Here is a 12,854-nt window from a genome sequence, read left to right as displayed (position 1 = left end):
TAAAGTTTGTTACTGGTTCAAAGCTGGCAAATCATTTAATGATAGACTCATTAACGCTTTCGCTGTTCAGTTTTCAAGGAGCATTCTTAGTATTCATTGTCCGTTTCGCGTTCATCGTGTTTACGATGTTGTCTTAAGGACAAGAACTAATCTATCACGTCCCCTATATTTGAGTCAATATGTTTTTTGAAAAAGTTTTCAAGTGAAATGTTCCTCTCCTAGCTTTCTACGTCTCACATACTTGGAAAGCTCACTGGGTGAGGCTATACGGGCGTACATCCGGAACATAATCGAGTACCTCTCCTCCATCGCCCGCTTCACCAAATAATCAATGCGTTTATCGCTAAAATCAAGAAGCATCTCTTCTAATTCACGCTTCAACAGATACTCCAATTCTTGTACTTCTTTTGTATTAAATAAAAACCCCAGCAACGTTATCGCCCTCCGCCTTACGAGTCTACCCACTATCTTTTCCATCAAAATTCAACCCTATTCAAAATTAAAAGCCTCCCGTTTAGGAAGGCTTCAATTTGTTGGCAAACTCTGAATTATTTTAGCAAGTTTAACTGCTGCAGCTGCTCTCCTATTGTGGCTTTGAGAATGTACGGCGTAATTGCGCTCTCTACGATCGCTGCTATTACGAGCAAAACAATAACCACCAGAACTGCAACCGGAAATTGCTTTAACGTATCATACCAGTCATTTTTCAACCGGTCCAGCTTGTGAGGCTGAAACAAAACACCAACTGATCGGAAGCTCAGTGCCCCTAATCGAATGCCAATCCCCGCTGCAAACATTACTGCTGGCAGTTCAAAAATGCCATGCGGCAAAATGCCTGCACTAAAGATTAGCCAGGGACTGATCCCTACAGTACTGTATTTTGAGATAATAAATCCCAGCAGCACGCCATTTGCCATCATTCCAATTATGGGAAAGAAAGCAAAGAATAATCCCAGTGCCATCATCATTAATGCACTCAGGACGTTGTTGGAGAGAAGCGTCCAAAATGTAGCGAATACTCCGCCACCATTTTCTTTAATTCGCTCCGCTACCTCCTTAAGCTGCTCCATCAGATTGCTCACCATGGATTCCACAGCAGGTGCCTGGAAATATCCGATCAAGCCGCCTACCACAAAAATCAAGCAGGCAGCCAAGAAAAAGCGTCGATTGTCTAACCACAAACGCCGAAGATGATTCTTCATGAGCCACGCTCCTTTACAGCCTGTAATTTATCTATATGCATTGTACCTCAACAATACCCAACTGACCAAAGAATATCCTTGTCTTACATGCATAAACTGTTATCGGACAAAGGAGGTGCACTTTCATGAAGTTCATCTACGTCGTAAGTGCCAAACGCTTGAAGCAGATCTTAATTATTTTGACTGCCGTTCTGATGGCTGCCGGAATCGGCTATGCAGAGCGAGACACGATTTCCGCATTTTCAGGAAGTACCAGTCCTCAAGCTCCCCAGGCCATTTACAAGGTGGACACCAAAGAGAAAAAGATCGCTCTCACCTTTGACATCAGCTGGGGCGAAACACGCGCTATCCCTATTTTGGATGTCTTAAAGGAGAAAAAAGTAAACAAAGCAACCATGTTTCTCTCCTCCCCTTGGAGCCAGCGCCATCCCGAAATCGTCAAAAGGATAAAGGATGACGGTTTTGAGATCGGTTCCCATGGGCACAAGCATGATAATTACAGCAAATATTCGGATGAAGAAATTCGCTCCCAGATCGGAAAGGCAGATACTATTCTGACGGAAATGACGGGTAAGAAGCCGACGCTCATCCGCATGCCAAATGGAGACCTTGACAAGCGTGTTTTGCAAATTGCCAATCATATGGGCTATTCTGTCATCCAATGGGACACTGACTCCAAGGACTGGATGAATCCAGGTACGGAAACGATTATTAAAAATGTCCTGTCTAAAGCGCATCCTGGCGATATCGTCCTCATGCACGCCAGTGACTCATGTAAGGAAACGCATTTGGCCCTCCCTGTCATCATCGACAAGCTGCGTGAGCAAGGCTATGAATTCGTCACCGTATCCGAGCTAATTGCGGGGACAAATGTTCAGAGCAAGGAAATTAATTAGAGTTAAACAAAAAAGCTGACCCCCATAAGGTCAGCTTTCTCTTTTTACCAGACGATGTAATTGCATCACTTGCCATACGTTACAGAACAATAAAGGCACGAGCATTGACAGTGTAGCATGTACATCATTTTCTTTTAACGCAGGAATCCACTCCAGAGCAGTCACAACATACATAAAAAACAGGGTTGGTACCCATGCAGTTCGATTTGTTAAGCTTACTTTCCCATAAGCGGTTACTACTGCAACGATTAACAAAATAATCGGCTCAATAAAATAAGGACCTATAGATCCACCCTCACCCAATGACGTGTAGCGGAGGTAAATCATATCAAAAAACACGAAAATGATAAGAAATGCTTGAACACTTTTCCACATAGACGGAGTTTTGAAAATTGTTTTGGCAAAATAATTTATCGTCATATACGCAAAAAAACCCATCTGGGCGACAATACTGATGGTCATTCCATACAATAAATACATCAGTGTCCCTACAAAAAAGTTGCCTATACTGCCCTCAAGGAGCTTGGACAAATCAAAAATAAAGGCAACCAGAACACCGCCCAACCCTCCAAGCAGCAGGGTGGTGATAAAAAGCCAGCCATACTTACGCAAACTCACCAAACATTCCCTCCTATCCACATCGAATATGATTGTACCAATGCATGCAAGAAAATACTAGCGTAAGAACAAAACAAACTGCGCACTTTACTTATAGGCAGAGTAAAGAAGGAGGTGTCCGCCCCATGAGAATGAAGGCAATAACGATTTCATTCCTTGCAATTGTCTGTCTGGTTATAACCAGCTGCTCAAGCGGGGGACAAGCGCAAAGTTCGTCTCAGCCTGATTATAAAAGCGTCAAAGACATGGTGCTGGACATTTTGCAGACGGACGAAGCAAAAAAATCGGTTGAAAAAATGATGAAGGACGATAAGTTCAAGCAAAACCTGATGCTGGACGAGTCCACCGTTCGAACAACTTTAGTGCAGAGTATGACCAATCCGAATAGTCCTCACATCAAAGAGGCGTTTAAAGATCCGAAGTTCGCCAGCACTCTGGCCAAGTCATTGAAAAGCGAACAAAAAACGCTGATGAAAGACTTAATGAAAGACCCTGAATACCAAAAGGACCTCATGAACATCATGAAGGATCCTGAATTTGAAAAAAACTTGATGGATCTGATGAAAAGCTCGGCTTACCGTCAGCAAACCATGCAAATCATGAAGGAATCATTGCAAAGCCCGCTATTTCAGGAAGAGCTGATGAAGCTGCTCACAAAGGTCTCCGAGGATATGACGAAGCCTAAGGAATTGAAATCGAAGAAAAAAGGCGGAGGCGGCGGAGGTAAAGGAAGCAGCGGTGGTGGTGGTGCAACTGGCGGCGGTTCCCAATGAACGAAAAAAGGTGAGCTCTGTGATGAGAGCCCACCTTTTTTTCCGCTAGTTTTCTTATCGTGTTATTTTGTCGCACACTTTTCCACTACACGCTTGGCCATTTCGAGATACAGTTGACCAATTTCAGTTGTTTCTCCATAAATCGATGGTGAATAATCTGGCTCTGATGGATGATTATCTGGCTGTCCCAAAGGAATTTGAGCCAAAAGCTCACTCGCCAAGGTTTCAGCCAGCTTGGCTCCACCGCCACGTCCAAAGACATATTCCTTGGAGCCATCCTTCGCCTCATACCAAGCCATATTTTCCACGATTCCTAAAATCTCGTGTCCTGTACGTTTGGCCATAGCCCCTGCCCGAGCTGCTACAAAAGCTGCTGTAGCATGCGGTGTCGTTACAACAATCTCCATGCTTTGCGGAATCATCGTGTGCACATCCAAGGCCATGTCGCCCGTTCCAGGAGGCAGATCCAGGAGCAAATAATCCAGTTCTTCACCCCAGTGCACTTCGGAGAAAAAGTTGCGCAGCATCTTACCCAGCATAGGGCCACGCCATATAATCGGTGAATTGTCTTCCACAAAAAAGCCCATCGACATTACTTTTACATTTTGCTTTTCAACAGGCAAAATCGTCTCTCCGATTACCGTTGGGCGTTGGTCGATGTTCATCATATCCGGTACGCTAAAGCCATAAATGTCTGCGTCGATAATACCAACCTTTTTGCCCAAACGAGCCAGGGCTACTGCTAAATTGACGGTAACAGTCGATTTACCAACGCCACCTTTACCCGACGTGATCGCGATGAAGGTCGTGTTCGAATCCTTCGCAAGAATCGGGTTAAGTAATGGAGCTTGTCCAGGAGTCATATTGTGCGTTTGGGCTTGCCCACCTCGCAGCTGTGCACTCAGGGCAGCGCGCTCTTCATCTGTCATGGCACCGAACTGCAGATTAACTTTGGCAGCTCCCAAAGCTCGAATGGCTGCGACCACATCATCCTCGATCTTAGCCTTCAACGGACAGCCTGTAATTGTTAAAACTACAGTGAGACTAACGGTGTCACCGTCAATGTGAATATCGCGGATCATATTGAGTTCAACCAGACTGCGGTTGATTTCTGGGTCCTTTACATCACGTAGTGCTTCTAAAATCTGTTCTTTGGTCAACATCTGTTGTTCACCTCATCTATCTTCTTTTCGATCATTGCATATCAGTGCTTTCAATAACGTTTGCGGGTTCATTATAGCATATTCGAGCGACTGGAACACGAGGCACCACCCGCTCAAGGTGTAACTGGCGCTTTTTCACCGGAATACTGCCGCAGGATCCCCTGATAGATCGCATTTGCCATCGCTTTTTGATACTCAACCGTTTGGAGCTTTTTCGCTTCTTCTGTATTGCTTACGAATCCAACCTCTACTAATACTGCAGGGCAGGTCACCTCGCGAATCAGAAATACATTATCCGTCTTTTTCGGAACACGGTCCGTATTCCCGATGACCCTCTTAATTTCATCCTGAATCAAAAAGGATACGTCCTCGCTTTTCTTGAACGTGGGCGAATAGAACGTTTGCGCGCCAGACCATTTGGGAGAAGGGATAGAATTGACATGAATGCTGATGAGAAAGTCCGGAGCACTATCGTTTACGAGCTTCACCCTGTTACGAATATCCTCTGACTTTCGTTTTTTTGCTTTAACTGCCTCAGGTGAAGCCAAATCCTTGTCCTCTTCCCTCGTCATCACGACAAAAGCTCCTGACTGCTGTAAAAAGTCACGTAAGTACATACTAATCGCAAGTGTTACCTCTTTTTCCACTACATCCCCTGAACTCGAGACAGCGCCACCATCCTTTCCTCCATGCCCAGGATCGATAGCAATAACGGTACCCGTCAAAGGCAATGACCAAGCCATCCAGGAGGAACGATCCGGTGATTCATAAGTGAACAACAAAATAAGCAAAGCAAAAGCAAGAATCCAGCCTACTCCTTTTCTTGTCACGATGTATCGTCCCCTTTGTCCCATTCTCGTTCCATCATATGGACAAACATGGACAAATATACCCGTAAAAAGAAAACCCCCTGCCTGCGAACAGACAAGGGGTTGTATCCGAAAGCAATATTAGCGCTTGGAGAATTGAGGAGCGCGACGAGCTGCTTTCAAGCCGTATTTTTTACGTTCTTTCATACGAGGGTCACGAGTCAGGAAGCCAGCGCGTTTCAGAGCGCCACGCAATTCCGGATCTGCTTTCAGCAGAGCGCGAGCCACGCCGTGACGGATAGCACCAGCTTGACCTGTAGTTCCGCCACCGTTTACGTTAACCAGAACATCGTAACGACCAAGAGTTTCAGTCAGAACGAGTGGTTGTTTAACGATCAATTTCAGTGTTTCCAAACCAAAGTAAGTATCCATTTCACGCTTGTTGATCAAAATGCGACCTTCACCTGGAACCAGGCGAACACGTGCTACGGAGTGCTTACGACGACCTGTACCGTAGTATTGTACTTGTGCCACGTATATTTCCTCCCTTTACCTTAACCGCGAATTTGCCAAACTTCTGGTTTTTGTGCTGCATGCGGATGCTCAGTTCCAGCGTATACTTTCAGCTTGGTGAACATTTGACGTCCCAAGCTGTTTTTAGGCAGCATGCCTTTTACAGCCAGTTCGAACATACGATCTGGTCTCTTGTTCAGCATGTCGCCAGCAGTGGTCTTTTTCAAACCACCTGGATACAGGGAGTGAGTGTAGTAGATTTTGTCTTGCAGTTTTTTACCAGTCAATTTCACTTTATCAGCGTTGAGTACGATTACGAAATCGCCCGCGTCAACGTGAGGAGTGAATTCTGGTTTCAATTTGCCGCGCAGGATAGAAGCTACTTCGCTCGCCAGACGGCCAAGCGTTTGACCTTCTGCGTCAACGATGTACCATTTACGCTCAACTTCGAGCGGTTTCGCCATATATGTGGTACGCATTTTTGTCCCTCCTAAATATCTTACCTCAAACATGTTCATCTACTTATAACCAAAAACAACGAGACTTGCAAATGGAAGATTGTTGCTGTTACGGGTGAGCAACTCTCCCAGGTGTTCCATATAATCACGATCTTGTCTTTCAATCCCGGGGCTAGAGTGGGGCTAGGCGGGGTTAAAATACCAAGGAATATCGTACTACATAGGGAACGCATAGTCAAGTGCCTTCGCCAAGACTAATAGTTGGAAATCAAAGTACTAGTAGACGACCTCCCACATGGTCAGCCCTTTTGCTGGTGCTGTTTTACCTGCCCGTTCGCGATCACAGGCCGCTAGAATATCCGCCAGCTCATCAGCTGCACGTTTTCCTTGGCCGACCTCCACCAATGTTCCCACAATGATGCGTACCATGTTGTACAAAAAGCCGTTGCCTCTGCAGGTTACCCATACTTCGTCGCCGCAGCGTTCGACGGTTAGCCCATACACAGTACGGACCTTGTCCTCTACAAAGGTCTTGGCAGAACAAAAGGATGTGAAGTCATGCTCCCCTACTAAATGGCGAGCAGCCTGTTGCATCGCCACCACGTCTAGCGGAAAGCGAATATGATCAGCGTAGCGATGGCGAAATACGTCAGCTACAGGACCGTTGTCGATGCAGTACCGATATTCCTTCACCTGGACGTCAAAACGGGCGTGGAACGACTCTGAGGCCTCTTCCACGGAACGGATGGCAATCGCATCCGGCAGCTGATTATTCAGCACGAATCGCCACTTATCTATTGGAATATGGCTATTCGTATCAAAGTGGATCACCTGGCCGCGTGCGTGTACACCGGCATCCGTCCGACCTGAACCATGTATCTGGATCTCTTCCCCGGTAATCCGCTCTAGAGCAGCCTCAATTTCCCCCTGGATCGTCGTCTGATCAGGCTGTACTTGAAAGCCGCTATAGTCAGTACCATCGTACCCCACTACGCAACGCAGACGCCTCATGCTCGCCACCACCCTATTACCAGTGTCAGAACAACGCCTACGATAGCCACACTGGCATCACTCCAGGAAAAGCTGAGCTTGTTCAACCGCGTTCTTCCTACTCCCCCACGATAGCCGCGAGCCTCCATCGCCAACGCCAGTTCTTCTGCCCGACGAAACGCGCTAATAAACAGAGGAATGGCTATTGGAATTAAGCTTTTGGCTCTTCGCACGAGACTTCCACTGGTAAAGTTGGCTCCTCTCGCAGTCTGTGCCTTGATGATCTTGTCCGTTTCCTCCATCAAGGTCGGGATGAAACGAAGCGCAATCGACATCATCAGCGCAATATCATGAACTGGCACGCCTACTCGACCAAAAGGCCCCAGCAAGCGCTCCAATCCTTCTGTCAGATCGATCGGAGAGGTGGTAAGCGTCAAGAGTGAGCTCATCAGCACAAGCAAGCTTAGACGCAGTGAGATAAAGATAGCCTGACGAACACCGTTCTCTTCAATCGTGAACCATCCCAGCTGATAGTAGACCGCCCCACCTTTGGTGATGAAGATGTGAAGAATAACAGTAAACACGATGAGAATCCAGACCGGCTTCAGGCTTTTCAGAATATAGGACAGCGATAGTCGCGACAGCACTGCCGTTAACAACGTAAAGCCGACGAGAATGGCGTAGGAGATCGCATTATTCGCCAAAAAGACCAAGGTAGCAAAAAGGATGATAAAGAGCAGTTTGCTTCGTGGATCAGATCGGTGAAGAAACGACTTTCCTGGCACATATTGACCGATTGCAATATTCTGCAGCATGCCTAGCCCCCCTTTGGTACGGACAGCCGTTCCAGGAGATGGGCTATCAGATCTTCTTCCCGATACAGGGAGCTTTGCAGATTTGCTTCACCCGGCAACAATTGATTCAGGCTCGAAACAAATGCGACTGTTTCTGGTACATCCAAAGACAATGCACGCAGTCTCTCTGCCTGCATAAATATCTCGTCCGGTTTCCCTTGTAAAACTACCTGACCCCCAGCCATGACTAGCAAATAGTCGGCATAGCGTGCGGCTTCCTCCATGCTGTGCGTCACCAACAATGTAGTTAGGCTCTGCTCCACATGGATGCGATGAATTCCCTCTAAAATAGCCTTACGTCCAGCAGGATCGAGACCAGCTGTCGGCTCGTCCAAGACCAGCACCTTGGGCTGCATAGCTAAAACCCCTGCTATAGCCACACGGCGCATCTGACCGCCACTCAGGTGAAATGGCGAGCGGTCTTTGATCGATTCATAGTCCAAACCTACAACTTCTAGTGACTCACGCACACGGGACTCAACCATCGCCTCGGGCAAATCAAAATTAAGAGGTCCATAGGCGACATCCTTGGCTACCGTTTCTTCAAACAGCTGATGCTCAGGATATTGAAAGACAAGCCCAATATCCCGTCTCTGCGCGTGAGGTAGTCGCTTCGAAGGTGTAATGACCACATCCCCCAAAAGAATACGACCTGATGAAGGTGCGAGCAAACCATTCAAGTGCTGAATAAGTGTAGATTTGCCGGAGCCGGTTTGGCCAATAATGCCCACAAACGAACCGGATGGGATCGTCAGGGATATATCTTGCAAGGCAACTCTTTCAAACGGTGTGCCTTTGCCATAGATATGGCTTACTTGGTCAAAAGTAATTTGCATACGTGCTCCACCAGCTCCTCTTGGTGCAGTACAAATGGTAGATCGATTCCTTTTGCAGAAAGCTCATGCCGTAGCCGTACAACGAACGGTACATCAAGGCCTGCTTCCTTAAGTCGCTCTACCTGGCTGAATACCTCACTCGGTAGACCCTCCATCAAAACTTCGCCAGCGTTCATCACGATGACGCGGTCCGAATAAATGGCCTCTTCGGGAAAGTGAGTAATGTTGACAATCGTGATCCCTTCTTCACGATTAAGCTTACGTGCCAAAAGCAGCACTTCCTGTCTTCCCTTCGGATCAAGCATCGCGGTCGCTTCATCAAGAATAATGACAGAAGGCCGCATTGCCAAAATCCCCGCGATAGCCACGCGCTGCTTTTGTCCACCTGACAAACGATGCGGTTCGGCTAACAAGTACTTTTCCATGCCGACAGAAAGCAGCGTCTCATCAATGCGATGCCGCATTTCCTTGGGATCGACACCCATGTTTTCGAGCCCAAAGGCCACATCGTCTTCCACGGTTGCCCCAACAATCTGATTGTCGGGATTTTGAAAGACCATACCAACATGCTGCCGAATCTCCCACAGCACTTCTCCATTCTGAGTATCCATGCCACTGACAAGCACCTTACCTCCAGCAGGAAGCAATAAGGCATTCATCAATTTGGCCATTGTCGATTTACCCGACCCGTTATGCCCAAGAACAGATACAAAAGAGCCTTTCTCGATCGTGAGGTCCACGTCTTTCAGTACGGGTACTCGTTTGCCATCCTCATCATCGTAAGCGAAAGAGACATTTTGAAACGCTAGCAAGCTCTCCTCACTCATGAGGCTATCACATCCTCCCCATTACCTACGAAGGAACGAACGAGCAAAACAACGGATAGAAAGGAAAAAAGGGTTGAATCAGAGTCCAGCCTATGACCAGATCTGCCCCCACCCTTTTCGCGGTAGTTTACTAGGTTCGGGAGAGGCTCCCGTACCCAAGTAGAACGACCAATATCTTGTGATGACTTATACGAATTCGATGTACGCCATTGGAGCAGCGTCGCCACGACGAGGGCCGGTTTTCAGGATACGAGTGTATCCACCGTTGCGCTCTTTGAAGCGAGGCGCGATTTCATCGAACAGTTTTTGAACAGCATCGCGGCCTTCTTCATTCGCAACTTCTTTGCGAACGAAAGCAGCAACTTGACGGCGAGCATGCAGATCGCCACGTTTCGCGAGCGTGATCATTTTCTCAGCGATTGGGCGAAGTTCTTTCGCTTTCATCTCTGTCGTTTCGATGCGCTCGTTGATGATCAGGTCAGTTACCAAGTCACGGAACAGCGCTTTACGAGCTGAGCTGCGACGACCCAATTTACGGTATGCCATGTTCTTTACCTCCCTCTTACTCGAGAGAACAAAAACGTGCTATCGGTTTGCTTCTCTAGTCGTCGCTGCGCAGGGACAAGCCCAGTTCAGCCAACTTTTCTTGTACTTCTTCCAGAGATTTGCGTCCCAGGTTACGCACTTTCATCATGTCCTCTTCGGTCTTCTGCGTCAGCTCTTGCACGGTGTTGATACCGGCACGCTTCAAGCAGTTGTAGGAACGGACAGAAAGATCGAGCTCTTCGATAGTCATCTCCAAGACTTTCTCTTTCTTGTCTTCTTCCTTTTCCACCATGATTTCTGCATCTTTCGCCTCATCGGTCAAACCGACAAACAGGTTCAGGTGCTCCGTCATGATTTTAGCGCCGAGACTTACGGCTTCTTCCGGACTGATACTACCGTTAGCCCAAACCTCAAGAGTCAACTTATCATAGTTGGTCATTTGCCCTACACGGGTATTTTCCACTTGATAGTTAACGCGCTTGATCGGCGTGTAGATCGAATCAATCGGAATCACACCAATAGGTAGATCCTCCGATTTGTTTCCGTCTGATTGAACATAACCACGACCACGTCCAGCTGTCATGCGGATATGCAGACGACCGCCATTGGCCAACGTTGCAATATGAAGATCAGGGTTTAAGACCTCCACATCACTGTCAGCACGGATATCTCCCGCTTTGACAACGCCTTCGCCTTCTGCATCGATCTCGATTACTTTTTCTTCATCGGAATGGATCTTCAGCGCCAAGCCTTTGATGTTCAGGATGATCTCGGTTACATCTTCAACGACGCCTTCAATCGTAGAGAACTCGTGAAGAACCCCATCGATTTGAACGGTACGAACTGCCGCGCCTGGCAAGGACGAAAGAAGAATTCGTCTCAGCGAGTTGCCAAGGGTAGTTCCATATCCGCGCTCTAGAGGTTCTACAACAAACTTTCCATACGAGTTGTCGTCGCTAACTTCCACAACCTCGATTTTTGGTTTTTCTATTTCTATCATTAAACAAACCCTCCTTCAAAACGTCGAAATCCTTGGGTGGGCCGCATACGTGCCCACTCAGGAATTTCCCCGGCGGTTTACCGTTTGCGTGCATGACAAGCTATAAATCAGAATTTACCATTCTAGTATGGACATGTTCTGAACGATATAAACCAGTTACACGCGGCGACGTTTTGGTGGACGGCAACCGTTGTGCGGAATTGGCGTCACGTCTTTAATCAAGTTCACTTCAAGACCAGTAGCTTGCAGGGAACGGATCGCTGCTTCGCGACCAGCACCTGGGCCTTTAACTGATACTTCAAGAGAACGCATGCCATGTTCCATAGCAACACGTGCAGCCGCTTCAGCAGCCATTTGCGCAGCAAATGGAGTGCTTTTACGGGAGCCCTTGAAACCGAGGGAACCAGCACTGGACCAAGAGATCGCGTTACCGTGTGGATCTGTGATAGTTACGATCGTGTTGTTGAAAGTAGAACGGATATGTGCTACGCCGACTTCAACATTTTTGCGATCACGACGACGGGTACGAGTTGCTGTAGCCTGTTTTCTTTTCGCCATGTCAGATTACCCTCCTTTACTTCTTCTTGTTTGCTACTGTACGGCGTGGACCTTTGCGCGTACGAGCATTCGTTTTAGAACGTTGACCGCGAACAGGGAGTCCACGACGATGACGGATGCCACGGAAGCAACCGATTTCCATCAAACGTTTGATGTTCAAAGAAATCTCACGACGGAGATCGCCTTCCACCTTAACCGTTTTGTCGATGTACTCACGCAGTTTTCCAACTTCGTCTTCTGTCAGATCACGAACACGAGTGTTCGCATCTACGCCAGTGGCAGACAGAATTTTTTGAGACGTGGGGCGGCCAATACCAAAGATGTAGGTAAGAGCGACTTCAACGCGTTTTTCGCGTGGCAAGTCAACGCCAGCAATACGTGCCATGTGTAAAAAGCACCTCCTTGTTTACCCTTGTTTTTGCTTATGCTTCGGATTTTCACAAATAACCATTACGTTACCTTTACGACGGATAACCTTGCATTTCTCGCAGATCGGCTTAACCGAAGGTCTCACTTTCATGGTTCTTGCCTCCCTTTTCTAGGGGTTTTACTAACTATTTATAGCGGTAAGTAATACGACCGCGGGTCAAGTCGTATGGCGACAGTTCAACGGTTACTTTATCCCCCGGCAGGATACGGATAAAGTGCATACGGATTTTTCCAGAGACGTGAGCAAGGATCTTATGTCCATTCTCTAATTCTACCCGAAACATAGCATTCGGCAAAGGCTCGATTACCGTTCCTTCCACCTCAATTACATCATCTTTTGCCATGGTAAACTCTCCTTTCTTCTGCTCTTCAGTCGGACCAT

19 protein-coding genes are annotated in these 12,854 nt (G+C 47.3%); 2 read left to right on the top strand and 17 right to left on the bottom strand.

What is annotated here, in order from left to right; all coding sequences use genetic code 11:
• Positions 1-198 precede the first annotated feature (198 nt).
• Positions 199-432, bottom strand: a complete 234-nt coding sequence (locus SB752_RS30025) for a hypothetical protein (protein WP_103110217.1) — start codon at positions 430-432, stop codon at positions 199-201.
• Between the two features lie 116 nt (positions 433-548).
• Positions 549-1,202, bottom strand: coding sequence for a stage II sporulation protein M (locus SB752_RS30020; protein ID WP_410719094.1), 654 nt, complete (start codon positions 1,200-1,202; stop codon positions 549-551).
• A gap of 125 nt (positions 1,203-1,327) precedes the next feature.
• Between SB752_RS30020 and pdaB the strand changes: the two genes are divergently transcribed.
• Positions 1,328-2,098 (top strand): polysaccharide deacetylase family sporulation protein PdaB, encoded by a 771-nt coding sequence (pdaB, locus tag SB752_RS30015; protein WP_410719093.1) that lies wholly within the window; start codon positions 1,328-1,330, stop codon positions 2,096-2,098.
• A gap of 30 nt (positions 2,099-2,128) precedes the next feature.
• On the opposite strand, the gene SB752_RS30010 is transcribed toward pdaB, so the two are convergent.
• Positions 2,129-2,716, bottom strand: coding sequence for a KinB-signaling pathway activation protein (locus SB752_RS30010; protein WP_410719092.1), 588 nt, complete (start codon positions 2,714-2,716; stop codon positions 2,129-2,131).
• A gap of 125 nt (positions 2,717-2,841) precedes the next feature.
• On the opposite strand from SB752_RS30010, the gene gerD reads away from it, so the two are divergent.
• The gene (gerD, locus tag SB752_RS30005; protein ID WP_410719095.1) at positions 2,842-3,489 is read left to right on the top strand and encodes a spore germination lipoprotein GerD; all 648 of its coding nucleotides are present in this window, start codon (positions 2,842-2,844) and stop codon (positions 3,487-3,489) included.
• Between the two features lie 62 nt (positions 3,490-3,551).
• Here the strand turns inward: gerD and SB752_RS30000 are convergent, their stop codons facing one another.
• From SB752_RS30000 to infA, 14 genes are all read right to left on the bottom strand, one after another.
• Positions 3,552-4,652: a P-loop NTPase gene (locus tag SB752_RS30000; RefSeq protein ID WP_410719091.1), complete on the bottom strand. Its 1,101-nt coding sequence runs from the start codon at positions 4,650-4,652 to the stop codon at positions 3,552-3,554.
• A 113-nt stretch (positions 4,653-4,765) separates the two neighbouring features.
• Positions 4,766-5,482 carry an N-acetylmuramoyl-L-alanine amidase CwlD gene (gene cwlD, locus SB752_RS29995; protein WP_410719090.1) on the bottom strand — a complete coding sequence of 239 codons (717 nt, stop codon included), beginning with the start codon at positions 5,480-5,482 and terminating at the stop codon, positions 4,766-4,768.
• A 120-nt stretch (positions 5,483-5,602) separates the two neighbouring features.
• Positions 5,603-5,995: a 30S ribosomal protein S9 gene (rpsI, locus tag SB752_RS29990; protein ID WP_103110167.1), complete on the bottom strand. Its 393-nt coding sequence runs from the start codon at positions 5,993-5,995 to the stop codon at positions 5,603-5,605.
• A 20-nt stretch (positions 5,996-6,015) separates the two neighbouring features.
• Positions 6,016-6,453 (bottom strand): 50S ribosomal protein L13, encoded by a 438-nt coding sequence (gene rplM, locus SB752_RS29985; protein ID WP_410719089.1) that lies wholly within the window; start codon positions 6,451-6,453, stop codon positions 6,016-6,018.
• Between the two features lie 255 nt (positions 6,454-6,708).
• Positions 6,709-7,443 carry a tRNA pseudouridine(38-40) synthase TruA gene (gene truA / locus SB752_RS29980; protein ID WP_410719088.1) on the bottom strand — a complete coding sequence of 245 codons (735 nt, stop codon included), beginning with the start codon at positions 7,441-7,443 and terminating at the stop codon, positions 6,709-6,711.
• A complete protein-coding gene (locus tag SB752_RS29975) occupies positions 7,440-8,237 on the bottom strand; it encodes an energy-coupling factor transporter transmembrane component T family protein (protein WP_410719087.1) in 798 nt (265 codons plus the stop codon). The genes truA and SB752_RS29975 overlap by 4 nt, the downstream gene beginning before the upstream one ends.
• A 2-nt stretch (positions 8,238-8,239) precedes the next feature.
• Positions 8,240-9,112, bottom strand: a complete 873-nt coding sequence (locus tag SB752_RS29970; RefSeq protein ID WP_410719086.1) for an energy-coupling factor transporter ATPase — start codon at positions 9,110-9,112, stop codon at positions 8,240-8,242.
• On the bottom strand, positions 9,088-9,939 hold the full coding sequence (locus tag SB752_RS29965) for an energy-coupling factor transporter ATPase (RefSeq protein WP_410719085.1): 852 nt from the start codon (positions 9,937-9,939) through the stop codon (positions 9,088-9,090). Before SB752_RS29965 ends, SB752_RS29970 begins: the two co-directional genes overlap by 25 nt.
• Before the next feature lie 186 nt (positions 9,940-10,125).
• Positions 10,126-10,485, bottom strand: coding sequence for a 50S ribosomal protein L17 (gene rplQ / locus SB752_RS29960; RefSeq protein WP_410719084.1), 360 nt, complete (start codon positions 10,483-10,485; stop codon positions 10,126-10,128).
• 55 nt (positions 10,486-10,540) lie between these two features.
• Positions 10,541-11,485, bottom strand: a complete 945-nt coding sequence (locus SB752_RS29955; protein ID WP_376900296.1) for a DNA-directed RNA polymerase subunit alpha — start codon at positions 11,483-11,485, stop codon at positions 10,541-10,543.
• A gap of 156 nt (positions 11,486-11,641) precedes the next feature.
• Positions 11,642-12,043: a 30S ribosomal protein S11 gene (gene rpsK / locus SB752_RS29950; RefSeq protein WP_410719083.1), complete on the bottom strand. Its 402-nt coding sequence runs from the start codon at positions 12,041-12,043 to the stop codon at positions 11,642-11,644.
• A 16-nt stretch (positions 12,044-12,059) separates the two neighbouring features.
• On the bottom strand, positions 12,060-12,428 hold the full coding sequence (gene rpsM / locus SB752_RS29945; protein WP_049742247.1) for a 30S ribosomal protein S13: 369 nt from the start codon (positions 12,426-12,428) through the stop codon (positions 12,060-12,062).
• A 21-nt stretch (positions 12,429-12,449) separates the two neighbouring features.
• Entirely contained in the window at positions 12,450-12,563 is a 114-nt protein-coding gene (gene rpmJ, locus SB752_RS29940; RefSeq protein WP_003333770.1) for a 50S ribosomal protein L36, read from the bottom strand.
• Between the two features lie 34 nt (positions 12,564-12,597).
• Complete coding sequence (gene infA, locus SB752_RS29935; protein WP_023558720.1) at positions 12,598-12,816, bottom strand: translation initiation factor IF-1; 219 nt, start codon at positions 12,814-12,816, stop codon at positions 12,598-12,600.
• Positions 12,817-12,854: the final 38 nt, after the last annotated feature.

The organism is Brevibacillus sp. SIMBA_040 (assembly GCF_046535075.1).
Taxonomy (GTDB): Bacteria; Bacillota; Bacilli; order Brevibacillales; family Brevibacillaceae; genus Brevibacillus.
Note: the sequence above shows the minus strand (reverse complement) of the source record. Positions and strands in the feature narration are given on the sequence as shown.